Source organism: Lacticaseibacillus zeae DSM 20178 = KCTC 3804 (assembly GCF_000260435.1).
GTDB lineage: Bacteria > Bacillota > Bacilli > Lactobacillales > Lactobacillaceae > Lacticaseibacillus > Lacticaseibacillus zeae.
This window is the reverse complement of the sequence record NZ_BACQ01000031.1, coordinates 261091-286388: the sequence shown is the minus strand read 5'-3', so window position 1 is coordinate 286388 and position 25298 is coordinate 261091. Positions and strand designations below refer to the sequence as shown.

Here is a 25298-nt window from a genome sequence, read left to right as displayed (position 1 = left end):
GAGGTCCTTACACGCAGACTTCTGCGCCGGAGAACGCGTTATAGAACACGACAGTCCAACAACACCTCAATTGCCGACAATAGAAAAAACTGCCTCCAGACTTCCCCCACCGCAAAACCTCTCGCCACCCAACGTAAAAACCAACCCCAAAACAAAAAAGGCCAACCGCCTCCGCGAATAATCGCGAAACCGATTGGCCTTCCAACGTATACATACTGCTAAAATTTATAACTTTCTACCAAACAGATCTCAAGCCCGAGCCTCTGCCCGAACCGGATCGACCAGCGCCTGACGATGCAAGCCATTCCGTGCCCGCAGCGCGTACAAAATGGTCACCGTATCAACGACTTCCTGTAGCATCGCGCCAATGATCGTCGGGATAACTCCGAAACTGGCGATGACCATCAAACCGGTACAAATCGCAATCCCGATGAGCACGGACTGCTTGGCAATGACCATCGTTTCTTTAGCGATCAAAGTGGCTGCAGCAACCTTAGCCAAATCGTCACGTAACACAACGGCATCAGCTGATTCACTGGCTGCCGTTGCGCCATGTGCGCCCATGGCAATCCCGACATCGGCAATCGCCAATGACGGTGCATCGTTAACCCCATCGCCAACCATGACAACCGGCCGGCCATTTTTTGGCAACTTGTCCAAAACTTCAATTTTTTGTTGTGGCAACTGTTCTGCATAAACCTGGTCAATGCCGACTTCTTCAGCGACTTTATCGGCAATCGACTGCTGGTCACCGGAAATCATGATCAAGTTAGCGTCATTCAATTCGTGCAGTTTGGACATTGTTTCCTTTGCTTCTGGCCGAATCTGGTCAGAGAAGGTAATGGCACCGGCGTATTTACCGTCAACGTTGACATAAACCGCCGTCGTATTGATAGTATCCGTTGTCCCGGCAAATTCTGCTTTACCGACCTTAACCTTGTGGCCATCAACCGTCGCATTCACCCCAAAACTGGTCGCTTCGGAAACATCGGTTGCTGGAAGACGATCAGCCACCGGCACAGCATCGGTCAGGGACCGTGCCAAAATGTGGGTTGACTGGCCTTCTGCACTCGCCGCCAAGTTCAACAATTCATCTTGCGAAAAACCTGCTTGTGGCAAAATAGCCGCCACTTTTAAAATACCGCGCGTCACCGTGCCAGTTTTATCGAACGCAAACGTCCGAGCATCGCTCAATTTTTCAAGCGTGGTACCTGACTTGACGATAATCCCGTTCCGACTATTGCGGCTCATGCCGGAGACCATCGCAATCGGTGCCGCCAGAATCAACGGACATGGCGACGCAACAACGAGCACTTGGGCAAACCGAACCGGATCGCCTGACAAGTACCAGCCCAGACCGGCAATCACATAAGCGATCAACGTAAACGGTACCGCATAGCGATCGGCCATCCGAACAAAATGCGCCGGCCGTGCTTCTGATTCCTTAACTAATTTGATAATTCCTTGATACTGACTATCTTCGGCACGTTGGGTAACTTTAACGGTTAACGCAGCATCACCGTTGATTGTCCCGGACATGATATCAGTACCTGCGTTTTTGGCAACTGGTTTAGACTCACCGGTTAAACTGGCTTCATCGACCAAACTCTCGCCTGCCAAAACCGTACCATCGACTGGAACAACCTCCCGCGGCTTAACCAAAATCGTTTCACCGACTTGGACCGCATCAACATCAACATCTTCAACGTGACCATCAACCATGCGATGAGCCGTTGTCGGCGCATTTTCCAACAACTGTTTCAATTCGCTGCTAGCTTTTGTCGCAGCAAAATCTTCCAAGGCATCGCCACCGGTTAACATAAGCAACACAATCATCGATGCCCAATATTGCCCGACTGCCAACGTTGCGACAACTGCCGTAATGGCTAATAAGTCCACCCCAAAGTTACCGGACCGAATTGTTTTCACCATGCCCCCGAACATAATCAAGGCGATAATCGACCCCATCACCGTGATTAGCCCCTGAGCAATCAATGGCTGTTTTAATACGAACGCAAAGACCAGCGCAACGGCACTTACAGCGAGCACCATCATTAACTGCCAGTTCTTCTTCATTGTTGCCACTCTCTTTTCCTAAGTACCTTAATTATAACCATTACAATCTGAAAAAGCAATCTTTTTTAGAACGAATATAATCTGGATTGGAAAATGTTTTTCATGCAACGCCCAATTCAGTTTGGACTAACTTACTGGAAAGATCCGCGTTAAAACCGCGTCCTATTGCTGTTTTAACGGCAATGATGAACATGGTTTATTTTTTGGCATCCCTAATATTTAACTTCCATTATACGCCTTTGCAGGTGAAAGATTCGCGGATTTAAGCTTATTTGTGCGTCAATTTCACATGGATTGGGAATGGTTTGAAAGAATCCGCTGCCAGGATGGTCGCTGAATCTTACGCCTGCCGCTTCTGTTTGCTATAACGCGCTCCCCGGCGCACGGGTCTGCGTGTAAGGACCTCAGTCGCAATGGCCTAAGTTCGGGCCATCACGCCTGAGGCCACTTACACTCCGCCCCCTAAGCGCGCCGGCTCGCGCTCACACCAAAAAAGGCTCCCACCGATTTTTTCGATGGGAACCTTTGGTGTGAATCGTGTTGCTAGGCAAACAGATCCGAATTAGTCAATCGTGATCTGATGGTTGCCTTCCTGATCACCTGTCAACTTAGGCAGATCAATCGTCAAGACACCATCAGTGACTTTAGCGCTGATCTTACCCTCATCAACATTTGGCAACCGATAGCTGCGGCTCATCCGACCATAGCTGCGTTCAGACATCAGCATGTTGCCTTCGTTGTCTGAATGATCGGCTTGCTCTTCATGCTTAACCGCAACACTCAGAACGCCATGATCGTAACTCAGATTAATGTTTGGCTTCTCGATACCGGGAACATCCACCTTCACAACATATGACTTGTCATTTTCCTGAATATCCGTTTTCAGCAGGCGACTGCTATCACCACCACGACTCGGCGTGAAGCTGTCAAAAATATGCCGACCTAAATCATTGAAGAATGGATCATCCAACCAATCATTGCGCCGCATAAGATCATTAGCCATCATCGAAAACTTCCTTTCAAAATAGTGAGCGTGAGCCAGCGCGGCTAGAAGCCGAAGTATAAGCGGCCTTGGGCGTGATGGCCCGGTCTTGGCCATTGCGACCAAGGTCCTTATACGCAGGCTTCTGCGCTGGCGAACGCGTTATGGACATTGACGTCACTACTGTTCCCTTAGAACACCTAAAGTATAACACAAAAATTAGCAATCGTCATGTCCGAGTGCTAATTTTGTTCTTCTAACCTTTGCTAACTCACCGTTTCTGCTCTTGGTACTCGCAACAACGATCCGCTATTTAGCAAATCTTGCCGCCCAAGGATTTCATTTCTTCACGCCGCTTGTCATCGGATTGCGGTTTTGCCGTCACGTGGTTCAGCGTTACCGCGCCGTCCAAAATGCCGCTATCATCGCGCAAGGCTAACGAAGCATTCTTGAAATCAAGTGTTAGCCCGCTACCGAAATAATCCGTCTCCGGATCACCGGTCGTCAAGTTAAAACCGGCGTCGTTTTCTAGCGGCAGTGCATAATCCTGATCGTCCGTATCCGTCACGACAATTTGGTACTTATTGCCAATGGCACAGGAACCGCCTAATTTGGAATACTTACTCGAACCATCATCCAATGCCAGGAACAAATGTTGATCCTTGGCAACATGGTTGTTCAAATAAGTCACAGCAGCTGGTTTGATCGTGATCTTCATGTTGGACCATCCTTTCAAATACATTGTGCACAACTTATTTACCATCTTTATGGTATCCAGTTTGTCACCCAAAGTCAAATTCGGAGTTTTTCGCAATCAACAACAGGTTATCCACACCGCTTATCCACATGTGCGCAACTTGACACCCAAAATATAGTATGAAGAACTGAAATTGACACCAAATAGACGATTCAAAAAATTCAAGTAAAAAATTTTTCGAACGCAGTCATCCACAGTTTTTAATCGTTCGATTTCACAAACTTCAGCGCTTCAATCCCGCTCCCACGGCTGGGAACAAACGTTTTGTCACAAGTCAAAAAAGTTTATCCACAAGTTATCCCCAGATCGGTGGACAACTTAATCACACCCGAAAATCTTAGTTATGAACAATATCCACAGAGTTATCCACAGGTTGACAGGCACTTTTACCAAAAAGTTACCCACTCTTGACAAAACTTTTTCTTGAACTTTTCCACAGGTTATTCGCTAAACTTTCGTTAAAATTTGGGGAAACCGCTTCCGACTAACTACGCGAATGGGTCGAAAAAATCCCCGATCAAGAACCGAACATTCTCAATCGGGGATTTTCTAATTTAATTCTTTAAGTCGCTGGTCGTCTGAGTCAACTTAAATGAAACGGTTTGTTGCTGACCTTCGCGATACACAGTGAGCTTAATCGTATCGCCAACCTTGTGTTTATACAGTTGCGTGTGTAACTCAGCTGTGTTGGTAACATTGACGCCATCCAGTGCGGTAATGACATCATACTTCTTCATCCCTGCCGTCTTGGCGCTGCTGCCACTGGTAAAGCCTGCAACCACGACGCCACCGGTGATGCTAGATGGCAGTTTCAAGACTGACTTTTGCTGCGTGGCTGAAACGGTGGATAAGTCGCGAACCTCGACGCCAAGCGCCGGCCGAACGACTTTGCCGTTTTGCACTAGCTGGTTGATGATCGAAACCACTTCGTCACTTGGAATCGCGAAGCCCATGCCTTCGATCGTGGCACTGTCGGAACTGCTGCTGGAACTGCCGGATAGCTTCATTGAGTTAATCCCGACGACCTGACCGGCTAAATTAATCAGCGGGCCACCGGAATTCCCTGAGTTAATCGCGGCATCGGTCTGAATAACCGTTGCCTGGCCGGTTGTGTTGCCGTTACTGTCCGTGACATCAATCGTTCGGCTCTTGGCACTGACAATTCCCTGGGTCACGCTGGTCGCGTATTGTGAACCCAGCGGCGAGCCAATTGCTAAGACAGTCTGCCCAGCTGCAATCTTACTTGAATCGCCAAAACTTGCGACGGTGGTAACCTTGCTGCCATCAATTGTCAGAACTGCTAAGTCAGACGTCGAATCGGTGCCGACTAAGCTAGCCGTCAACTTGGTGCCATCGCTTAAAATGACCTCAAGTTTATCCGAGCCGCTAACCACGTGATTATTCGTGACAATATAGGCTTTGCCGTCTTTCTTTTGGTAAATCACACCGGAACCTTCGCTGGCTTCTTCAAGACTTGAAGAACTGTTACTCGAACTGCTGCTCTGTTGGTTACCTTGACCAAAAATACCTTCAAGGCCGCCAAAAGTATCAAGGCCATCACTGTTACTTTCGGCTTTTTGCATATTCACAACGGAGACAACGGCACCTTTGACTTTAGCAAAAGCCTGCTCCGAGGCGCTGCTTTGGTTAACCGAGACATTAGAGATTTTTGTCGTCCCTGCCTTGCCGGAAGTATCGGTCACGCCAAGACTGGCATTGTGGTTCATCGCCCAGTAGGCGGTCCCGCCACCAACACCGCCACCGATCAAAGCAGCAACAACCGCCACAATCGCAATCAGTTTCCAGCCGCTATTCTTCGGCTTCTTCGACCCCCGTTGCGGTTGCTGATCTTGTGGTGTCTCTTGAAAGTTATGACTTCCATTATCCATAACTTGATCCTCCTTGTGGGCAATTCTTACTCACCCTGTTTACAATCATTATTGTAAGTGGCGATTTTGACGAAATTATGAACAACATAGGGCTTTTTTAAATCAACGCAGACCGGTAATAAAAAAGCGGCCAACCCTGCACAAGTCGTCTGCTTTTTCCTACCAACTGCTATCCGAAACACTGCACCAATGCTCTCACACAACGAACAACGGATCGGCAACAGCCGGATCGGTATCATAAAGATGAAAATCGTGATCGACCGCGAGCCCTTGTTGCGCCAATAACGAGGCAACGGTTAAATGAGCCAGCGGTTTATTATTATTATGTGGCGATAGATGTCCGAGATAAATTCGCTTGGTGCGCAAGCCAATCACATCCATCAACGCATCGGCACCGTCTTCATTAGACAAATGCCCTTGATCGCTCAGAATCCGTTGCTTCAACGGCCATGGATACGGACCGGTCCGCAACATTTCAAGGTCATGATTGCATTCCATCACATAAGCATCGGCATCACGAATCGTCCCGGCCACCCGATCCGACACATAACCGGTATCAGTCAGGATCGTGAAAGTCTTGCCATCATGGTGAAACTGATAAAACTGTGGCGCCGCAGCATCATGCGAAACACCAAAGCTTTCAACATCCAGATCGCCTAAAGTCAGCGTTGCGCCCATATCAAAAAGCCGCAACTGATCTTCTGGAATCTTACCGACACTTTTCGGTAGCGCTGCAAACGTCTTGGCATTGGCGTACACACTAATTTGCGGATAACGTCGCGCCAAAACGCCGACACCGCGCACATGATCGCTATGTTCATGCGTGATGAAAACACTGTCCACATCGGTCAGATCCCGCCCGATGCTTTGCATAAGCTTCTCAATTTTCTTACCAGACAAGCCGGCATCAACCAGCACCTTGTGACCAGGCGTTTCAATGTAGGTTGCGTTACCGGAACTGCTGCTGGCAAGGACACTGACACGCATCCCAAAATCTTCGCCCACGATCAACATCTCCCAACTTTACCATTCAGCTGACTACCTATTTGGGCAACCAGCCGTTATCGCTTTACATTCTAACACTAATTGTCACTGCGATTCTTCATAACCGTTCGCGTAATCGCGTTGACGCGTTTGACCGTCACATTTCCGGTCGCCCGATTTTTAACCCCGATATACCAGGCAGGCACATAAACCGTGCTGCCTTTTGCGTCGAGTAGGTAACTATAGGCTAACTTAGTCGAAACAATCGCCGAATTGTTTGGAATGTCGTTGTCCCGATATAGGGCGATTACGGCGTCCTGCTCACTCATTAAATTCAGGCGATCCCGCAACACACTCAATTTAGACAGGTACGTTTGGGTATAACTCACGAGGCGATTATCGTTAACATGCAAAATCACCGATGCACGCCGATCATAAATCAATCCGGCTTTTGGGTGCTGGGCAAAAACGACCCGTTCATCATTAGAAAGCGCCGGCGCATATTCGTACTCTTTGCCGTGATAGACGTTGTTTTTAACAAACGTGGCCAGTTGCTGTTGTTCCTGGTTTTTCTTCAGGGTAATCGGCTCATCCAAACTCGCCTGCAGCTCTTGATAATCGCCTTCGCTAATTGTCACCTGCTGCTTAACCAGCAGACTGCGCGCCGGCGACAGTGCTGTGTTGGCTTGACTGGCAAGATAATCGCCTTGAGGTGTCTTTTTGCTTAAATGCGGCAACTTAATCTGATCGCGGGTAATATCGGTAATCGTCGCCGCATCCCCGCTCTTAATCGTCGCCAAATCGACTTGCTGGGCCTGAAAATAGCTGATGCCCAAAAAAATATTCAAGCCAACGAAGACAACCAGAAAGATCCATTCAATTCGTCGAAAATCCACAAAATTTCGCCTCCTGCGCCGGTGAACGCGTTAATAAGCTGAGCGTGAGCCAGCCTGGTTAGAAACCGGAGTGTAAGTGGCCTCGGGCGTGATGGCCCGGGTTTAGGCCATTGCGACCGAGGTCCTTACACGCAGGTTTCTGGGCTGGTGAACGCGTTAATGCGGTCCATCCAAAGTCACTGCGACGCCCCCGAATCACTCGAACTGCCAGCTGTCGCATCATTACTTGGGGTTGCCGTTTGGCTGCTAGCAGCACTAGAAGAAGATGCGCTGCTATGATTCAACCAACTTTGATAGTCGCGATACTCGCCCTTCATCTCGACATAATACGTCGGCTGCAAATCAACCACCTGCTGATCATTACTGCTGCCAGCCCACTGATACCCAACCAGAATATCCGTGATCTGACTCGCGTGGTAACCTGCCGCCACCAACTGATTCACAACCGTAGCAGTTGCCGGCAAGGTTTGCGCAGGCTGGTTGGTCGGAATCGGCACCGTCAAATTGGTATTGGAAAAGTTAATCTCCTCAGACGTCTGCGTGTACCGGACCGTCACGTCACCTTTTTGATCGGCATTAAAAATCGGAAACCCTTGCGCATACGTTTTATAAATGACAGAGCCGCGACTCGCATCATACTGGAAATACCGCATGCTGGACAGATTCGTCATCTGCAAGGCACTAAGCCCTTTGAACGTCGCATGGAAGAAATTAGCCAAGCCATTATTGGGAAAAGCTGCCGCATAATTTTCAAACTCAATGGCACCGGTCGTCGAATCGGCGGTCATGCGGCGAGTCGATCCGGCCGTATACAGCGTACTATCACCGATTTCACGGGCATCCACATTGCTGGCAGTTTTAGACGGCATCAACAAGGAAACATAATAATTAGCACTTTGCTGATCCATCAGATACGCATACGGCTGCAATTTAATCGGCTGGGTGAAAAAGGCAACCTCATTACCACTCAGGCGTTTTTCTTCAATTGGAAAAGCCTTGGTACTCCGCCTTTTAACTAGATTTTCTAACTGCCCGGTCGTCACATTCGTCAGCTTTGCTTCATATACTGTACGCGTTGCATCATTAATGAACGTCAGGCGATTCGCGCCAGTCTCCAGATTCAGCAAGATGCGATTAAAATGAAAATCACTCGCCTTTAGCTTTGGCTGCTTGTTGAAATACCACTGTTCAAACTGTTTAAAACTCATCACGTCTTGGTAAATCAGCTGTAAACTGTCGTCCTGCTGCAAATAATTGTCATAATTAGTCGAAGAAACCTTGCCAATCGTTTTGATTTTCGTCATGTGCCAATCAGCCATGGTTTGGCGTACCTGGCGACTCATATTGGCATTGGCTTCCATCAGCAACTGTTTCTGCCCGCCATGCGTGTAGTAAACCTGATTCGGCAGATAAACAGTACCTTCCAGTTTTTTAACGTTCGGATCGTTCTCAGTCGTCACCTGCACATTCGATGTGTTCCGCCGTTCTTGTCGTGAAGGGTTTCGCCAAATCAGTGACGTGAAGACGAAGCTCAAAATGACCATGGCAATCAGGCTGACCCGCAAAATCCAATTACTAAGCTTCATCCCAGTCATCCCCTCCGTCTGTGATCGGTTCGTAAGGCAATGAAATATAGAAGGTACTGCCGCGACCCTCTTGGGAATCAACCCAGATGCGACCATGCAAGGCTTCGACAACTTCCTTGGAAATCGCCAAGCCTAAGCCGGTACCGCCTTGTTTGCGAGAACGCGCCTTGTCGACCCGATAGAAGCGATCGAAAATTTTGCCTAGGTCCTGACGCGGAATGCCCAGACCCTGGTCGCTGATGGACAAAATCACGTGGTCATGCGTCTGGAACAGCCGAGCCGTGATCACGCCGCCATCCGGACTGTATTTAATCGCGTTATTCATAATGTTATCGATCACTTGCATGAACTTATCGGTATCAATTTCAACCCAAAGATCTTCATTGGTAATTTCCCGTTTAATCGAATAACGTTTCTTATGGCCATCAGGTTGCGGCAACGGCTGGGCCGTTCGTGCCTCACCAGTGTGTTCGTTGTCGGTCTTAAGCATCATGTCAAAGCGATCCAGTACATAATTGAAGAATTCGTTGAGATTAACGGTTTCCAGATTAAACTTACTGGTGCCGGAATCCAGTCGAGACAGACTCAACAGGTCGTTGATCATCCGAATCATGCGATCCGTTTCCTCTTGGGTCACGTTCAGAAAACGCGGTGCCAACTTCGGATCTTTCCAGGCACCATCACTCAAAGCTTCAATATAACTGCGTACCGATGTCAGCGGTGTCCGTAATTCGTGCGAGACATTTGAGACAAATTCCTTCCGATCGCGATCAATCTTTTGCTGCTCGGTAACATCATGCAAAACCGCAACCAAGCCGGAAATAAAGCCGGTTTCGCGTTGAATCAAGCTAAAGTCGACCCGCAAAATCAGGTCATGGTCCATTTTTTCCGAAAAATCGAGTAACAACTCGGTTTGATGCTCCAGTAAATCACGTAAGGTGTAATCCTTGGCAATGTTGAGCAGTTTCAAAATCGAGACGCCAATGACATCCTCATTTTTGGTGTTGAGGAAGTTTAAGGCTGTCTGGTTGATGATAATGACGTTACCACGGCGATCAGTCGCAATCACGCCGTCGGTCATATGCGCCAGCACGCTGTCCAAGCGCCGGCGCTCCGCTTCGGACGCTTCCTGAGCTTCTTCAACCCGGACACTCAGATTATTGACCGCAACCGCCAATTGGCCGAGTTCGTCCTGACCATAAATGCGGACTTGCCCGGAATAGTCACCGCGTGCCATGCGAATCGCCTGCTTCTTCATTTCGTCGATCGGCCGGGTAATCGCCCGGCTAATGACAATCGAAAGCAACGTGCCCAGTAAGCCGGCCACCAAACTGGAAATCAGGAAAATGCCGACAATCTTGTTAATACTGTCATAGGCCTGCTCCATGGATGCCGAAATCGCAATCGCGCCAATGACCGAGTTGTTGTCGCCAGTGGCATTCGGATTCTTAATCGGAATCACCTTATAATAAGTCGAACCGGTTCGATCGCGGTACTCATAACCTTCATACTGCTGGCCAGAGTACAGCGTATTTTTAATGTTGGAATTAGCTGACTTCTGGCCCACATTGGTTTGGGCATTAATGTCACTGTCGCCGCGAATCGTCCCTTTTGAATCCACCACCTGTAAATCAGCTGAGTTGGCAATATCTGCTTGGCTCAGCGTGCTTTTGATATCATCATTGGCATTATCCGTATCAGTGCGCAACAAATCCGCGGCCAGCTTATCCTGAATATAGCTGTCCACGTTCACACTTGTTTTAAACTGCTCGATGTTTTGTTGCTCCAGGGTCTTCACAAAATAGGCCCCGATCATTTCCAGCGTCACGACCAGCAAAAGAATAAAGACGATCGCGATTTTAAAATGAATCGACTGAAAGAAGCGAATCTTTTTATTCAAGAGTGGTGCTCCTAATTATTCAGCATCAGGATTCCGCAAATAATAGCCAACGCCGCGCCGGGTCACCAGCCATTCCGGATGGGACGGATTATCCTCGATTTTTTCGCGCAACCGCCGAACGGTCACGTCAACTGTCCGGACATCACCAAAATAATCGTAACCCCAGACGGTTTGCAGTAAATGTTCCCGGGTCATGACCTGACCCAAATGGCGCGCTAAATAGTGCAGCAATTCAAACTCGCGGTGTGTCAGTTCGATATTTTCGCCACGTTTCGAAACCGTATAGGCGTCCGGATGAATCGTCAGATCGCCGACTTGCAGTTCGCGATTGGCCTCATCCTCTTCATTACTGGCGGCACTTGATGCTGAGGTTCGGCGTAAATTGGCTTTCACGCGCGCTACCAGCTCCCGATTGGAAAATGGCTTGGTGACATAATCATCCGCACCAAGCTCCAGTCCCAAGACCTTATCAATTTCGGAATCTTTTGCAGTCAGCATAATAATCGGTGTGTCATGTTCTTTTCGAATTTGTCGGGCGACTTCAAGCCCATCGATTTTCGGTAACATCAGGTCAAGCAAAATCAAATCGGGTGATTCTGATTCAACTTTCTTTAAGGCTTCTTCGCCATCATAAGCGGTTACGACATCGTAACCTTCTTTATCCAAATTAAACTTGACGATATCTGAGATCGGCTTCTCATCGTCAACGACCAAGATTTTTTTCGCCATCATCGGCCCTCCTTGGTTTAAGATACTCTTCTATAGTATAACGGTTTTGTAAGACGAGTGCGACCCGCCAGCTGTGAGGCGGCGGCAACCCACGTCAAAGCCGCTTCTGTCGCTTGTTTTGCCCTATTTTTAAATTTCGCAAAAGTTGACGTCTGCCCCTTGTTTTAGGAGGAATGCGCCGGCTCACGCTCACCATAACGCGTTCTCCAGCCTAGAAACCTGCGTGTAAGGACCTTGGTCGCAATGGCCCAAGCCCGAGCCATCACGCCCAAGGCCACTTACACTCCGGTTTCTGACCAGGCTGGCTCACGCTCACTTTCTTTAACGCGTTCCCCGGCGCAGAAGTCTGCGTGTAAGGACCTTGGTCGCAATGGCCTAAGCCCGGGCCATCACGCCCAAGGCCACTTACACTCCGACTTCTAACCGCGCCGGCTCACGCTCATTTTTTCTGGAGGTTATTATATGTTTTTCTATCACAACGATCTAAAACTCTACTATCAAAAAAGCGGGCACGGGCCGGCGATTGTTCTATTGCATGGCAATGGCGAGGATCATACGATTTTTAGCGATTTGATCACTTACCTGGCGCCGCATTATACCGTGATTGCACTTGATAGTCGTGACCACGGCCAGAGTGCCCGCACGGATCAGCTTAGTTATGATGCCATGACCGAAGATGTCGCCGCGTTGATCAGCGAATTGGCACTGCAGCGGCCGATCATTCTTGGGTTTTCGGATGGCGGCATTATCGCTTTGCTGTTGGCGATTCGGCATCCGGAATTGGCGGGCGCTTTGATTGTGGCCGGTGCCAACCTGACGCCTCAAGGGTTACGGTGGTATTCCCGGATTCTTTTTCGGATTGCTGCCGGACACCGACCTTCGCCTAAGCTTGCCATGATGCTCCATGAACCGCAAATCACGCCAGCCATGTTGCACACCATTACCATGCCGACGCTGGTGCTGGCCGGAAGCCGCGACCTGATTGCCCGCAAAGAAACCTTCACCATTGCCACACATATTCAAAATGCCGAATTGCATATCCTCCCCGGCGAAACTCACAACTCCTACATTCGCGATAATACCAAGCTTTGGCACCTCATCTCTCCGTTCCTGGCCGGACTTCGCGCAACTGACTAAAAATGAATTAATTTTGCATATTTAACATTTTCCTTGCATATTCATTGAAATGAGTATATATTCAGTCCATAATCATTAGCGAGGAGTGAGTCATATGCGGGGAATCAAACATTGGGCAGTTGCCATCATTGCACTTTTAGCCATGCTCATTGGCTTCACCGTTCAGCAACCGACACCAACTGCAGCTGCCAGCGATGATCTGGCAGCGATCCAAAAGCGCGGCTATCTGATCGTTGGCCTGTCTGCTGATTATGCGCCCTTGGAGTTCCATGCGACATTGAATGGAGCCGATACCATCGTCGGCGCGGATATTTCCATGTCCAAGCAGATCGCCAAGGATATGGGCGTGAAGCTGCAAATTAAAGAAATGAACTTCACTGCCCTAATCGGGGCACTGAAAACCGGCAAAATCGATTTGATTGTCTCCGGTATGTCCAAAACGCCAGAACGGGAAAAAGAAGTCAATTTCTCGCAGCCATACCTATACGAAACTCAGGTCATGGTGATTCGCAAAGCCGACAAAGCCAAGTACAAATCAATCGCCGACTTTTCCGGTAAGCGGGTTGGCGCGCAGAAACAAACCACCCAGGAGCAGTTAGCCAAAACCCAACTACCGGGTGCAAAAGTCACAAGTCTCGACAAGGCCAATGACGTCATCGCCCAGATTTCTTACAACAAACTGGACGCCGGCGTCATGGCGAGCACCATTGCCGATTCGTATGTGGCCCGCACGCCAAGCCTGATGGTGCTGGATCCGCATTTTGCCACCGACAAAGCACCGACTGCTATTGCGGTTAACAAGCAGTCGCCGGCACTCCTTGCGCAAGTCAACAAAACCATCAGCAAGGTCAAAGGCGCCAAGTATAAGCAGTATTTGCAAGCGGCGTACAAGCTGCAGGATCAGAATCAGGGTTTTTGGGCTAAATACGGGAACTATTTCATCCGCGGTGCGATTTATACCCTGATTTTCGCGGCGTTAACCGTCTTCTTCGGCACCATCATCGGCACCTTGCTGGCGTTGATGAAACTCAGCCGCAATTGGCTCGCCAAGGCCATCGCCAATGTCTACATCGAATTCATTCGGGGCACGCCATTACTGGTTCAGGCGTTCATCGTTTTCTTCGGTACCCAAATTCTCGGGTTAGACCTCAGCGCCTTTATTGCCGGTGCGATTGCGATGGCCATCAACTCTGGTGCCTATGTTGCCGAAATCATCCGGGGCGGGATCAACTCTGTCCCGGTTGGGCAAACCGAAGCGGCCCGTTCGCTGGGACTGCACCAACGTCAGGCGATGCGCTACGTGATTTTACCGCAAGCCATGAAGAACATCTGGCCAGCGCTCGGGAACGAATTCGTCACCGATATCAAGGAAAGTTCAGTGCTGTCCGTCATCGGCGCCACTGAATTAATGTTTGAAGGCACGGTCGTTCAAGGCGCTTCGTTCAAGCCATTCCTGCCGCTGGTTGTCGTCGCCATTTTCTACTTCATCATGACCTTCACCTTGTCGCGTTTGTTACGGTTAATCGAAAAACGGTTTAACTAGAATTAAAAAGGAGATAATCACACATGACAGAAAAAATTGTATTAGCTTACTCAGGCGGTCTTGACACATCTGTTGCGATTCCTTGGTTGATGGATAAAGGATACGAGGTCATCGCCGTGGTTTTAAACGTTGGCCAGCCCGATGCCGACTTTGATGCGATCCAACAAAAGGCGCTTAAAGTCGGGGCGATTGATTCAATCGTTGTCGATGCGCAAGACGAATTTGCTGATCACTATGTCGCACCGGTCATCAAGGCTAATGCATTATATGAAGGCGACTATCCCCTTGTCTCAGCGTTATCCCGTCCTTTGATCATCGAACATCTAGTCAAAATTGCCCACCAGCAAAACGCCACCGCGATTGCCCACGGTTCAACCGGCAAAGGCAATGATCAGGTTCGGTTTGAAGCGGCGATTCACGCCTTGGATCCCGACATGAAAATCGAAGCCCCGATTCGCGATTTTCACTGGTCACGTGAAGAGGAAATTGACTACGCCAAAGAGCACAACGTTCCGGTACCGATCGGCAAAGCATCCCCGTATTCCATTGATGCCAATCTCTGGGGTCGCGCCAATGAAGCCGGTATTCTCGAGAATCCCTGGAATCAGGCGCCTGACGATGCTTGGGGCATGACCGTCGCTCCAGAAGAAGCCCCTGACGAACCGACTTTTCTTGATCTGACCTTCGAACAAGGTGTGCCGGTTGCCTTAAATGACGAGCACATGCCGCTAGCCGCTATGATCAAAAAGCTCAATCAAATTGCCGGCGCAAACGGCATCGGACGGATTGACAAAATCGAAAACCGGCTTGTGGGCATCAAGTCCCGCGAAGTTTACGAAGCCCCGGCCGCTGCCGTCATCATGGCTGCCCACCACGACCTAGAAAATCTAACGCTCGAACGCGACGTGCAACACTTCAAGCCGACGATCGAAAACAAGCTCACGAACATGATTTACGAAGCCCAGTGGATTTCACCTTTGTTCGACGCCTTAATGGCCTTCATCGATCAGACGCAAGCGGTTGTCAACGGGACAGTTAAAATGAAACTGTACAAAGGCAATGCCGTCGCTGTCGCCCGCAAGTCCGCGCACAACTCACTCTACGACGAAGATCTGGCCACCTACACCAGCGCCGACTCCTTCGATCAGGAAGCAGCAGCCGGCTTCATAAAACTCTGGACCTTGCCGACCACCGTTTTCGAGCAGGTCAACCACGTTCACTCCGAGGAAAAGCAACATGACTGATAAGCTATGGGGCGGGCGTTTCACCGAAACAGCCGCGCACTGGGTCGATGCTTTCGGCGCCTCCATCGGTTTTGACCAACAAATGGCCAAAGAAGATCTGGAAGGTTCCTTGGCCCACGTCAAAATGTTAGGGAAAACCGGCATCATCCCACAAAGTGATGCTGACAAGATTACTGCCGGCCTGCACCATCTGCAAAAAGAACTGGCCGCCGGGAAGTTGCATTTTACCGTGGAAAATGAAGATATTCACCTCAACATGGAGGCGTTGCTCACTGCCGAAATTGGTCCGGTTGCCGGCAAGCTGCACACAGCCCGTTCACGCAATGACCAGGTTGCCACCGATTTGCACCTCTGGCTCAAGCATCGCCTGCCGGAAATCAAAGAAGCCTTGACCAATTTACAAACGGTTTTGGTCGGCCAAGCCAAAGTCCACGCCGCCACAATCATGCCCGGCTACACTCACATGCAGCACGCTCAGCCGATCACCTATGGCCATTATTTGTTGGCGTATTTCGAAATGTTCCAGCGTGACTGGGAACGTTTTGACTTTACCCAAAAGCACACCGACATCTTGCCATTAGGTGCGGCCGCACTGGCTGGCACCACCTTCCCGATTAATCGCACGTTGGTCGCCAAGGAACTTGGTTTTGATCAGCTGTACCACAACAGTCTGGATGCCGTATCCGACCGGGACTTCGCGCTTGAATTCCTCAGCAACAGTGCTATTTTGATGCAGCATTTAAGTCGGATGGCCGAAGAGCTGATCTTGTGGTCCACATTTGAGTTCAACTACATCGAACTCGGCGATGATTTTTCCACCGGCAGTTCGATTATGCCCCAAAAGAAAAACCCGGACTTCGCCGAACTCATTCGTGGCAAAACCGGGCGGGTGTACGGTGCTCTAATGGGACTGCTCACCACCATGAAGGCGATCCCGCTGGCCTATAACAAGGACATGCAGGAAGACAAGGAGCCGATTTTTGACACCTACAACACCATTCTCGGTTCGCTGCATATTTTCACCGGCATGCTCAGCGATCTCACCGTGCACGAAAAGCGCATGGCTCAAGCCACCACGCATGACTTCAGCAACGCAACCGAACTCGCCGACTATCTGGCCACAAAAGGCGTTCCTTTCCGCCAGGCACACGCCATCGTCGGTGAACTCGTGCTAAAAGGCATCAAATCCGGTACCGCCCTGCAGGAAATGCCACTAAGCGAACTCCAGCAGGCCGCGCCGCAAATCGAAAACGACGTCTACGCCGAACTCACCTCCAAAGCCGCCGTCAATCGCCGCACGTCACTAGGCGGCACTGCCGTCAGCAACGTCTTGAAAGAGGTGGCCCGGGATGAAAAAATCATTGCGGCACATGAGGAGGAGCAATCGGCGCAATGAGTTGTCACATGACTTTTATTTTTAAATAAGCACGATACAGCGGGCTCAGGCAATTAACTCTCTGCCGCGCCAAACTCCGCAATCTCCGGCGGGGACTGGGCTGGAACGTGGTGGGCACGACTTTGAGCCTCTGCAAAACCGGCAGAGTCTCAAAGCTCGGCCTTGTACTACGCCGGGAAGACCGCCCGGCTAGTACAATCTCACCACTGAGCCCGTCCCCGCCTACGATTGCTCCGCTTTGGCACTAAAATCTTAAGACTTCTGACGAATTGTCCATGACGAAACAAATGGCGAGCAAAAATCCCACTATTGGAATTGATGTTCGCCATTTTCTTATGGTTGTGGATTATGTCTCATCCTTATTTTTATAGTATTGCTGTAAGTTATAACTAAACGTTTTTACTTCAATCACTCAATTCACGTTTTTCCAACACAAAAGTCGACCAAGGTTTAACCAGATCCAAAAAGCCAAGGTCATCCGCACAGATGCGGCCGATCCGATTCCGCTGGCCGTCATCCTTGAATGGGGTCAAAACGATTTGCAACTCGCCTTTGTACCGGCCATAAGCCGAATTCACCACCAGGATATCCCCGCGGTCGAATGTTTGGCCGTTGTCATGAGCGGGGATATCTGCCGTACTGTACGTGATGCGCGGCTGGGTATCCCGCAGCAGATAGGCCGAAGCGTCCCCGCGATAAAGATGCGGCGCGGCAAAGGCAATTTTTTCCTCAGTCGGCGTCATGCTAGCCAGCATATCGGTATGCAGCACAGGATACGGCGCCAAAAAGGTTGCCGCAACTGCTTTGAGTTCCGCCTCACTGGCAAAGGCGTTGCCGATGATCACATCGTCAATTTGACCCGTCAGCACCAAATGGCTGGTTTGACTGGCAATATCCCGATGCCGATCACTTTCCATCGTCGGCAGCCCGTCATGAATCGGCCACGGCCCGATTTTTCCGTTAGCCGACGACACAAACGCCGCCGTATGCAGCCCGTAATGCCGATATTGCGCAGAGTATTCGGCGAAAATCGCCTCACTCAATCCCGTAAAGGCTTGCGGATAAAAGTTATGGCAGCCGATTAGGTTATCGCGATTGGGATCATAGGCCATGATGCTAGCAAGATAATTGGTCCCCCGGCTCATATTCAGTTCGATTTTTAAGCCATAGGGATTATGCGTCATCCGCGCCTCTTCTGCCCCGGTAAAACCTTCATCCAGTCGCAGTCCCCAAACATGGAGATCCTTGAAAAAGCTTAGATCATCATAACTGATCTTCAGTTCCTTGAACAACGCCGGATTGATATCCACAATCGTTTTAAACCCAAGCTGGTTAGCATAATCAATCGTTTGGCTAAACTTTACCAACAGATCCTCCCCGTCTTCGCCCAAAAGCTGCAAAAGCGAGGTGAATATACGGCTATAACCATAATGATGGGCCAGATCGAGATAGGCTTTGTTCGCCTCGAAACTGCTTTGATCCGGATAAAGCGAGATACCTAATCGTTTCATTTCACAAAAATCCCTTCTTAGCTAAAATATTGTGCAGCCATTTGGCGCGACATCTTTTTAAAGCGATGCTTACGTTGCCAATTCAATAAAAACCCGGCTGTGCGATTATTAGCTTTGCCTTTAGCGGTTTTACCTTCAATTGTTTCAGTATAATGCAGCATCGTCTTGTGATCACCGAGATCGCGTAATTGATAATCCACCTGATAATGATCGCGATTGGTGTCAAGCTCATACGCGTAACGCTCATTGGCGATGGCATGCGTGATCGTCAACTTCCCAGTCATGCCATTGGCCCATTTTTTCTGATACGTGAAGCCATCCAGACTGCCCGGCAACACTTCCCGGCCGGTATGCGTCTTGATGTCGGCCTGCACAGACCGAATCAGTTGGCCGTACATAAACGCTGTCGGCACTTTGAACATCATTTGAATCTCCAATTAGAAATCACCTCTCTGAGCACCATGACGTGTTTGTTAAATCAATCATCAATTTGCGCGGGTTTGATGCGGTTGGCGGCCTTGACAAATGGCACGTAGATTAAGAAGCCGACCACCATGTTAACCAGCTGCAAGACTACTGACCGCCAGTCCATGGTTGCCACTAAAGCATTTAGAAATGGCGGCAAGGACCAAACAATTTGCGCTTTAATTGGTGAGACGAGCCCATTGACAACAGCACCATAAGCGATTGAGACCATCACGACCGGCGCCAAAATGAACGGAATGAAGTAAATCGGATCAAGCACGATTGGCATCCCGAACATGACTGGCTCGTTAACGTTGAAGAAGCCCGGCGCAATGGACAACTTAGCCACTGCCCGCTGATCGTCACGTTTTGAGAACATCAGGATGGCGATTAACAGCAGCAATGTCGAACCAGCGCCACCAATCCAAGCATACAGATCAAAGGAGTTACGTGTCCATAAATACGGTAGATCTTGCCCTTTTGAGAATGCGTTGATGTTGGCAATTTGAGCCGTCAACCAGATACTATCAAGCACCGGCCCCAACACATTGGTCCCGTGAATCCCGAAGAACCAGAAAACCTGAACCAAAATCGTCATCAGTAACACGGCGCCATAGCCTTGGCTCAAGCCCAAAAGTGGTTCCTGCAAGACTTTGGCAATAAATTCGATCACCGTGGTCCCAAACTGGGTGAAAAGATAATTGATGATACCTACGCCGTAAAGCGCGACTGCGGCCGGTACAATACCGGTGAAAGCATTGGCAACAGCTGGTGGAACCGAATCCGGCATTTTAATCGTGATGTGCTTTTTCATCAACCAGATATAAATCGTCGCAGCAACGGCACCCATCAGCATGACGGTGAAGAACCCGTACGCACCAAAGAATTTACCAAAGTTAAAGAAGCCCCACATGCTGACGTCTTTACCGGAAACAACAGCGCCGGCATCGGTCAGCGTTTTGACAGCCCCTTTTGCCAGACCGGCTTTCAAGGTCAGGGTAAAGTTTTGCGGCAGGCTCATAATGAACGTACCCAGCGTTACGATCCCTGCCGTCACCGGCTCGACCTTATATTGAACCGCCAGTTGATAACCGAACGTAAACGAGAAAATCAATCCGAGAATGGCCAACGTTCCCGTCCAGACAACCGCGTTAATCCCGATCAGCCACTGCATCGAATTGACGAATCCGGTCCAGCCGAATTGCGTTGGAATATCCCGAATCAACGCATTCAACACAGTCGAAATCGCTCCGGCCATCATCGCCGGCATGATAGCAATAAACGCATCACGCAAGGCGACCAGCCAGCGAATCGACCCGATCCGCGCCGCGATTGGGACAACATGTTTATTGAGCCAATTGATAAGCTTATTCATTATTTACACCCCTCAAATTTTTTGAGCGTGAGCCAGCCCGGTTAGAAACCGGAGTGTAAGTGGCCTTGGGCGTGATGGCCCGGGCTTAGGCCATTGCGACCAAGGTCCTTACACGCAGGTTTCTGGGCTGGTGAACGCGTTATGGTGAGCGTGAGCCAGCCCGGCCCTATCGCTCCAAATCGATATTCGTCGTGTGGTAATACAGCGTCAGACCCTGATAAACAAAATAAGTTCGTGAAAAGTTGAAAACTTTACCGCTTGCCAAATAGTTAATCCCATCGAGACAAAGATGATTGGTTTCTACCGGCAACTCCATCAAGTCAGCATAGTCGGCTGGCAGTGGCAATGTTTGAATGTAGTTCTCAGTCGTACTGCCGACCATGTGATACGTGTTCCGCAAGTATGCGAAGATTGAGCCGCGTGCAATTTCGGCCGAAAGATGCGGCACAATTGCTTGCGGGAAGTACGATTCTTCCAAGTCATACAGCTGCTTCTTTAAGTACCGTAGTCGCACGACTTGGTAAACCGGATCGCCGCGGGTGACATTACCACGCTGAGCCAACGCAGCCGTTGCGGGGATCAACGCAAACTTGACGACTTTAGATGTCAGCGGGCCACCTTTTACCATGGCTGTCTGATCAAAACCGATTGACATATTAAGCACCGCGTCCGACTGCGCCGAATGATCAATGACGTAATAGCCGCTGCCCTGAACCCGGCGCACCAGTCCGTGGGCAAACACCACATCCAATGCTTTACGAATCGTGTTGCGGCTGGCTTGATAGCGATCCATCAACACCTGCTCGGTTGGCAGCTTGACCGGATACTGTCCTGCCAGAATATCTTGAATCAGTTGCTCTGCAATATCGTGATACATCGACAACCTCCCCAATTTCAAATCCTGAAAACGCTTGTAAAATTTGTACCTACGAATTATAATAGCACAAGAAACAGAAAACGGTTACACTTTTTAAAAAAGGAGTCAGAAAAATGACAGAGAAAAAAATTATGTTGGTCTGCGCTGCCGGTATGTCAACAAGTATGCTGGTTGCCCGCATGCAAAAAGCCGCCGAAAAAGACGGCATCACCGTTAACATTTTTGCCACTTCGGCTTCCGATGCCGACAACAAACTTGCGGCAGAAAAGCCAGATGTTTTAATGCTCGGCCCACAAGTTCGCTACCTTGAAGGTCAGTTCAAGAAAGATTTAGACATCCCCGTCAGCGTCATTAATATGCAGGACTATGGCTTAATGAACGGCGAAAAAGTATTGAAAGCCTCGTTAAAGGCGATTGATGACGGCAAAGGAGCAGCCTCATGAGCGAAGAAGACCAGAGCCTCGAAACCGTCATGGGTTTGATTATCAATGGCGGGAATGCAAAAAGTTCAGCTTTTGAAGCCATTCACGCAGCTAAGGATGGCGATTTCAAACTGGCTGATGAGAAACTTAAAGAAGCCGATCAGTTCTTAACCCAAGCCCACAATGTCCAAAGCGGCATGCTAACGGCAGAAGCACAAGGCGATCACGCCAAGGTCACGTTATTGATGGTGCATAGTCAGGATCATTTGATGAACGCCATCACCTTTCGCGACCTAGCTGGCGAAATGGTGGCACTTTATAAGCGATTAAGTGCCCAAGAAGCCAAATAAATAAACCCTTGCCAGTCACGTGAACCGGCAAAGGCTTATTTGTGGTAAAAATGCGGCTCCTTATGCTTCAGTGAAGCTTTCTTTGTTTCCCCCCACTGCTCTGCAGACGCATTCAAATCCTAAAAAGGCCAGCAAAAAAGCGACTTGACTAAGCCGCCTCTTTTGCTGGTCTTTAACTTATTGCTGTTGTCGCAGCGCTTGCCATTCCTCACGTAAGATGCCGTATTTAATGGAATCCCAGTAGCGATCCTGATAATATCGAACTTGGCGCACGCGGGCTTCTTGCTTCATCCCCACCGCTTTTGCCAGACCGATCATCCGCTCGTTCCCGGACCAAGTCGTGATGCCTAGATGCGGCAAGTCAATCAGGCCAAAAATCCGATCTATCCACTGATCCAGCGCCTGCTTACCAATGCCCTTACCCCAGTAGCTCTCATCGTAAATCACGATGCCCAAGTCCAGCCACCGTTGCAAATCCCCGTCTTCATAATGCGCGGAGACATCGCCGATTAAGATGCCATCCTCCCAAATGCCGTTAACAAAAGGATTGGCAACCCATTGATAGCCGGTCTGATTAGCTTGATCCTCCTGCATTTGTTTCAGCGTAGGAATGTCGTCATTAAAGTAAGGCCCATTCCACTTGTGCCATTCCGCATTAGGGTCGGAAAAGGCAACTTTCCACAATGTCTCGAGATCTTCAGTTTGAAAATGTTTTAACGTTACTGTCATGTTCGGGCACGCTCTCTTTCTTGATTTGGTTACGGGATTTGCGGAGCTTTAAGTAAAAGGCCGCATTATGTTTGCTAAACGCGGTTACTGGCCACTGATTCACCAATTTCTAAACGCTCCTGCTTGCATTTTATGTTTGTCTAAAACATACCACAATTATTACCCAGGAAATAATCTAAGTGACAACTATGTTACCCTAAATCATAGCATGCCTTTTGTCGTATCTAAAACGGTAGTACTCATTTTTCGGGGAGGAATTTTTTTGGCAGACTATATTAAGCAGGTTCGTGCAAAAGTCGGGCATATGCCGCTGATTATGGCTGGCACGATCGGCATTTTAACTGACGACGCTGGCCGCGTTTTGCTTCAGCAACGGAGTGATTTTACCGGTGAATGGGGGCTCATCAGCGGCACGATTGAATATGGGGAAACGCCAGCGCAGACAATGGTTCGCGAGTTCAAAGAAGAAACCAACTTAACGGTCGCGGTTGTCTCCTTGCTCGGCGTCAATGGCAATTTGACCCTCACCTATCCAAATGGCGATGTTGCGCAGTGGCTGTGCCCAGTGTTTCTCGTGAAACAATTAGGCGGCGAACTAAATGGCAATAACGATGAAACCGAGGCTCTGAAGTTCTTCGATCCTGCAGCTGCTCCGCGTTTGTTTAACCAGCAACATCGTGAGGCCCTCGCCCATTTCATCGCCGGAGAAAGCGGGTATTTTGACTGATGCATCAACTCATCATTCTTCGCGGCAATTCCGGTAGTGGCAAAACAACCACTGCTAAAGTCTTGCGTGAACACCTCACTGACACACTTTTGATCTCCCAAGATGTCACCCGCCGCGACATGTTAGCGGAAAAAGATAAGCCTAACAGCCCGAATATTGCCTTAATTGAACTCATCGCTCGCTTCGGCCTGCAGCATGAAAAAGTGGTCATCGTTGAAGGCATTCTGAATGCGACGCGTTACGGGCAGATGTTACAAGGATTAATTGCCGCAGCTGATCGTAGTTTCATCTACTATTATGATCTGTCATTTGAAGAAACCCTTCATCGTCATGCCGGTCGCGCTAAAGCTAACGAGTTTGGTGCCGCTAGCATGCGTCGCTGGTTCCAGCCCCATGACTTGTTGGGTGTTCCAGGTGAACAGACGATTCCTGCGAGTTGGTCACAGGATGATGTGGTTGGGCATATTTTGGCTGACATTAATAGTTGAAAGCGTTTCAAGCCACTTACACTCCTGTTTCTAACTGGCCACGCTGTTCCATAAACGCGTTCGCGTGGCCAGAAACCTGCACATAAGGACCTTGGTCGCAATGGCCAAAGACCGGCCATCACGCCCAAGGCCACTTATGCTCCGGTTTCTAACCGGCCACGCTCACGCTCTTCCAAAACGCGTTCACTGGCGCAGAAGTCTGCGTGTAAGGACCTCAGGCGCAATGGCCAAGCCCAGGCCATCACGCCTGAGGCCACTTACACTCCGACTTCTAACCGCGCCAGTTCACGCTCTGGGCAAAATATTACAGATTTCATCAAGATGGGACTAGAATGATCTGGTAGAGATACTTTCAGATTCGTCATTCACTAAGATTAGGAGTGATTTTAAATGACAAGTTATCCACGGCGTGATCCTGTCACAGATCAGCTACTGACACCAGAAAATTCAGCGTTGATTTTGATTGACTATCAACCAACGCAGGTCGAATCTATCGGCTCCATGAATCATCATGCGCTTATTCAGAACGTGGTGATGACCGCTAAATTGGCTAAAATTTATCAAGTCCCGATCGTGCTTTCAACGGTTAATGTCAAAAGTGGTCGGAATAAGGACACGATTCCTGATTTGAAAAAAGTTCTCGGCGACCAACCAAGCATTGACCGAACTTCGATTAATGCTTGGCAGGATCAGGATTTTGTTGAAGCAGTCAAAGCTACCGGACGGAAAAAGCTCGTTATGGCCGCATTATGGACTGAAGCCTGTCTCACCTTCCCGACGCTTGATGCGTTAGCGGAAGGCTTCCAGGTTTATCCGGTTGTCGATGCCGTTGGCGGCACTTCAAAGATTGCCCACGAAACAGCGCTGCGCCGGGTTGAGCAAGCTGGCGCGCAGTTGATTACCAATGCACAGTTAGCGTGCGAGTGGCAACGCGACTGGAACCGGACCGATACTGTGCCGGATTTCGTTAAAATTTTGCTCGAAAACGGCGATTTCATCAACTTAGGTGCTTAATCCTTTTTAAACGATGCGGTTAACGCCGACAGCAGTTGATACCTTTTAAAATCGAATATTAATGTCCTTAGGGGCAATGGCGTGCTTAGCCATTGCCCCTATGATTTTCAAGAGCGCGAACAGGAGCGCTTAGAAATCGGAGTGTAAGTGGCCTCACGCCTAAATGGCTGGTCTTTGGCCATTTAGGCGTGAGGTCCTTACACGTAGATTTCTGCGACTGT

The 25298-nt window shown here is 49.3% G+C and carries 23 protein-coding genes; 9 read left to right on the top strand and 14 right to left on the bottom strand.

Annotated elements, in window-relative coordinates; genetic code table 11:
• Positions 1 to 249: 249 nt before the first annotated feature.
• From GSO_RS07015 to yycF, 9 genes are all read right to left on the bottom strand, one after another.
• Positions 250 to 2076 (bottom strand): heavy metal translocating P-type ATPase, encoded by a 1827-nt coding sequence (locus GSO_RS07015; protein ID WP_010490529.1) that lies wholly within the window; start codon positions 2074 to 2076, stop codon positions 250 to 252.
• 562 nt (positions 2077 to 2638) lie between these two features.
• Complete coding sequence (locus GSO_RS07010; RefSeq protein ID WP_010490528.1) at positions 2639 to 3079, bottom strand: Hsp20/alpha crystallin family protein; 441 nt, start codon at positions 3077 to 3079, stop codon at positions 2639 to 2641.
• A gap of 292 nt (positions 3080 to 3371) precedes the next feature.
• Entirely contained in the window at positions 3372 to 3776 is a 405-nt protein-coding gene (locus GSO_RS07005) for an iron-sulfur cluster biosynthesis family protein (protein ID WP_010490526.1), read from the bottom strand.
• A 593-nt stretch (positions 3777 to 4369) separates the two neighbouring features.
• Complete coding sequence (locus tag GSO_RS07000) at positions 4370 to 5704, bottom strand: S1C family serine protease (protein WP_010490524.1); 1335 nt, start codon at positions 5702 to 5704, stop codon at positions 4370 to 4372.
• A gap of 195 nt (positions 5705 to 5899) precedes the next feature.
• Positions 5900 to 6718: an MBL fold metallo-hydrolase gene (locus GSO_RS06995; protein ID WP_029345547.1), complete on the bottom strand. Its 819-nt coding sequence runs from the start codon at positions 6716 to 6718 to the stop codon at positions 5900 to 5902.
• 68 nt (positions 6719 to 6786) lie between these two features.
• Positions 6787 to 7584: a two-component system regulatory protein YycI gene (locus GSO_RS06990; protein ID WP_010490521.1), complete on the bottom strand. Its 798-nt coding sequence runs from the start codon at positions 7582 to 7584 to the stop codon at positions 6787 to 6789.
• A 176-nt stretch (positions 7585 to 7760) separates the two neighbouring features.
• Complete coding sequence (locus GSO_RS06985) at positions 7761 to 9170, bottom strand: YycH family regulatory protein (RefSeq protein ID WP_010490518.1); 1410 nt, start codon at positions 9168 to 9170, stop codon at positions 7761 to 7763.
• Positions 9160 to 11070 carry a cell wall metabolism sensor histidine kinase WalK gene (gene walK, locus GSO_RS06980; RefSeq protein ID WP_010490516.1) on the bottom strand — a complete coding sequence of 637 codons (1911 nt, stop codon included), beginning with the start codon at positions 11068 to 11070 and terminating at the stop codon, positions 9160 to 9162. The genes GSO_RS06985 and walK overlap by 11 nt, the downstream gene beginning before the upstream one ends.
• A gap of 15 nt (positions 11071 to 11085) precedes the next feature.
• A complete protein-coding gene (yycF, locus tag GSO_RS06975) occupies positions 11086 to 11799 on the bottom strand; it encodes a response regulator YycF (protein WP_010490514.1) in 714 nt (237 codons plus the stop codon).
• 462 nt (positions 11800 to 12261) lie between these two features.
• Here yycF and GSO_RS06970 point away from each other — a divergent pair, with 462 nt between their 5' ends.
• The 4 genes from GSO_RS06970 (at position 12262) to argH (ending at position 17119) form a co-directional block, all read left to right on the top strand.
• Positions 12262 to 12936: an alpha/beta fold hydrolase gene (locus GSO_RS06970; RefSeq protein ID WP_010490510.1), complete on the top strand. Its 675-nt coding sequence runs from the start codon at positions 12262 to 12264 to the stop codon at positions 12934 to 12936.
• A 94-nt stretch (positions 12937 to 13030) separates the two neighbouring features.
• Positions 13031 to 14479 (top strand): ABC transporter substrate-binding protein/permease, encoded by a 1449-nt coding sequence (locus GSO_RS06965; RefSeq protein WP_010490508.1) that lies wholly within the window; start codon positions 13031 to 13033, stop codon positions 14477 to 14479.
• 23 nt (positions 14480 to 14502) lie between these two features.
• On the top strand, positions 14503 to 15723 hold the full coding sequence (locus GSO_RS06960; RefSeq protein WP_010490507.1) for an argininosuccinate synthase: 1221 nt from the start codon (positions 14503 to 14505) through the stop codon (positions 15721 to 15723).
• Entirely contained in the window at positions 15716 to 17119 is a 1404-nt protein-coding gene (gene argH, locus GSO_RS06955; protein ID WP_010490505.1) for an argininosuccinate lyase, read from the top strand. The genes GSO_RS06960 and argH overlap by 8 nt, the downstream gene beginning before the upstream one ends.
• Before the next feature lie 404 nt (positions 17120 to 17523).
• On the opposite strand, the gene GSO_RS06950 is transcribed toward argH, so the two are convergent.
• From GSO_RS06950 to GSO_RS06935, 4 genes are all read right to left on the bottom strand, one after another.
• Complete coding sequence (locus GSO_RS06950; protein WP_010490503.1) at positions 17524 to 18630, bottom strand: DUF871 domain-containing protein; 1107 nt, start codon at positions 18628 to 18630, stop codon at positions 17524 to 17526.
• Between the two features lie 17 nt (positions 18631 to 18647).
• On the bottom strand, positions 18648 to 19067 hold the full coding sequence (locus tag GSO_RS06945; RefSeq protein ID WP_029345546.1) for a DUF3284 domain-containing protein: 420 nt from the start codon (positions 19065 to 19067) through the stop codon (positions 18648 to 18650).
• A 41-nt stretch (positions 19068 to 19108) separates the two neighbouring features.
• A complete protein-coding gene (locus GSO_RS06940; RefSeq protein ID WP_010490499.1) occupies positions 19109 to 20470 on the bottom strand; it encodes a PTS sugar transporter subunit IIC in 1362 nt (453 codons plus the stop codon).
• Positions 20471 to 20636: 166 nt separating this feature from the next.
• Complete coding sequence (locus tag GSO_RS06935; protein ID WP_010490498.1) at positions 20637 to 21347, bottom strand: GntR family transcriptional regulator; 711 nt, start codon at positions 21345 to 21347, stop codon at positions 20637 to 20639.
• Between the two features lie 113 nt (positions 21348 to 21460).
• Here GSO_RS06935 and GSO_RS06930 point away from each other — a divergent pair, with 113 nt between their 5' ends.
• Both GSO_RS06930 and GSO_RS06925 read left to right on the top strand, forming a co-directional pair.
• Positions 21461 to 21790 carry a PTS sugar transporter subunit IIB gene (locus tag GSO_RS06930; protein WP_010490496.1) on the top strand — a complete coding sequence of 110 codons (330 nt, stop codon included), beginning with the start codon at positions 21461 to 21463 and terminating at the stop codon, positions 21788 to 21790.
• Positions 21787 to 22119, top strand: a complete 333-nt coding sequence (locus tag GSO_RS06925; protein WP_010490494.1) for a PTS lactose/cellobiose transporter subunit IIA — start codon at positions 21787 to 21789, stop codon at positions 22117 to 22119. Before GSO_RS06930 ends, GSO_RS06925 begins: the two co-directional genes overlap by 4 nt.
• Before the next feature lie 177 nt (positions 22120 to 22296).
• Here the strand turns inward: GSO_RS06925 and GSO_RS06920 are convergent, their stop codons facing one another.
• The gene (locus GSO_RS06920; protein ID WP_010490492.1) at positions 22297 to 22848 is read right to left on the bottom strand and encodes a GNAT family N-acetyltransferase; all 552 of its coding nucleotides are present in this window, start codon (positions 22846 to 22848) and stop codon (positions 22297 to 22299) included.
• 262 nt (positions 22849 to 23110) lie between these two features.
• On the opposite strand from GSO_RS06920, the gene GSO_RS06915 reads away from it, so the two are divergent.
• The 3 genes from GSO_RS06915 to GSO_RS06905 all read left to right on the top strand — a co-directional run bounded on the left by GSO_RS06915 (position 23111) and on the right by GSO_RS06905 (position 25077).
• The gene (locus tag GSO_RS06915; RefSeq protein WP_010490490.1) at positions 23111 to 23575 is read left to right on the top strand and encodes an NUDIX hydrolase; all 465 of its coding nucleotides are present in this window, start codon (positions 23111 to 23113) and stop codon (positions 23573 to 23575) included.
• A complete protein-coding gene (locus GSO_RS06910) occupies positions 23575 to 24063 on the top strand; it encodes a kinase (protein WP_010490487.1) in 489 nt (162 codons plus the stop codon). Before GSO_RS06915 ends, GSO_RS06910 begins: the two co-directional genes overlap by 1 nt.
• A 390-nt stretch (positions 24064 to 24453) precedes the next feature.
• Positions 24454 to 25077: a hydrolase gene (locus GSO_RS06905; protein WP_010490484.1), complete on the top strand. Its 624-nt coding sequence runs from the start codon at positions 24454 to 24456 to the stop codon at positions 25075 to 25077.
• The last annotated feature ends 221 nt before the right edge of the window (positions 25078 to 25298 follow it).

Bases quoted from the DNA above. Each gene is read 5' to 3' on its own strand.
- GSO_RS06930 (WP_010490496.1), top strand. From the start codon at position 21,461: ATGACAGAGAAAAAAATTATGTTGGTCTGCGCTGCCGGTATGTCAACA.
- GSO_RS06910 (WP_010490487.1), top strand. From the start codon at position 23,575: ATGCATCAACTCATCATTCTTCGCGGCAATTCCGGTAGTGGCAAAACA.
- GSO_RS06960 (WP_010490507.1), top strand. From the start codon at position 14,503: ATGACAGAAAAAATTGTATTAGCTTACTCAGGCGGTCTTGACACATCT.
- GSO_RS06985 (WP_010490518.1), bottom strand. From the start codon at position 9,170: ATGAAGCTTAGTAATTGGATTTTGCGGGTCAGCCTGATTGCCATGGTC.
- GSO_RS06940 (WP_010490499.1), bottom strand. From the start codon at position 20,470: ATGAATAAGCTTATCAATTGGCTCAATAAACATGTTGTCCCAATCGCG.
- GSO_RS06925 (WP_010490494.1), top strand. From the start codon at position 21,787: ATGAGCGAAGAAGACCAGAGCCTCGAAACCGTCATGGGTTTGATTATC.
- GSO_RS06905 (WP_010490484.1), top strand. From the start codon at position 24,454: ATGACAAGTTATCCACGGCGTGATCCTGTCACAGATCAGCTACTGACA.
- GSO_RS06995 (WP_029345547.1), bottom strand. From the start codon at position 6,718: ATGTTGATCGTGGGCGAAGATTTTGGGATGCGTGTCAGTGTCCTTGCC.
- argH (WP_010490505.1), top strand. From the start codon at position 15,716: ATGACTGATAAGCTATGGGGCGGGCGTTTCACCGAAACAGCCGCGCAC.
- GSO_RS06970 (WP_010490510.1), top strand. From the start codon at position 12,262: ATGTTTTTCTATCACAACGATCTAAAACTCTACTATCAAAAAAGCGGG.
- GSO_RS07010 (WP_010490528.1), bottom strand. From the start codon at position 3,079: ATGGCTAATGATCTTATGCGGCGCAATGATTGGTTGGATGATCCATTC.
- GSO_RS07015 (WP_010490529.1), bottom strand. From the start codon at position 2,076: ATGAAGAAGAACTGGCAGTTAATGATGGTGCTCGCTGTAAGTGCCGTT.
- GSO_RS07000 (WP_010490524.1), bottom strand. From the start codon at position 5,704: ATGGATAATGGAAGTCATAACTTTCAAGAGACACCACAAGATCAGCAA.
- GSO_RS06965 (WP_010490508.1), top strand. From the start codon at position 13,031: ATGCGGGGAATCAAACATTGGGCAGTTGCCATCATTGCACTTTTAGCC.
- GSO_RS06920 (WP_010490492.1), bottom strand. From the start codon at position 22,848: ATGACAGTAACGTTAAAACATTTTCAAACTGAAGATCTCGAGACATTG.
- GSO_RS07005 (WP_010490526.1), bottom strand. From the start codon at position 3,776: ATGAAGATCACGATCAAACCAGCTGCTGTGACTTATTTGAACAACCAT.
- yycF (WP_010490514.1), bottom strand. From the start codon at position 11,799: ATGGCGAAAAAAATCTTGGTCGTTGACGATGAGAAGCCGATCTCAGAT.
- GSO_RS06950 (WP_010490503.1), bottom strand. From the start codon at position 18,630: ATGAAACGATTAGGTATCTCGCTTTATCCGGATCAAAGCAGTTTCGAG.
- GSO_RS06935 (WP_010490498.1), bottom strand. From the start codon at position 21,347: ATGTATCACGATATTGCAGAGCAACTGATTCAAGATATTCTGGCAGGA.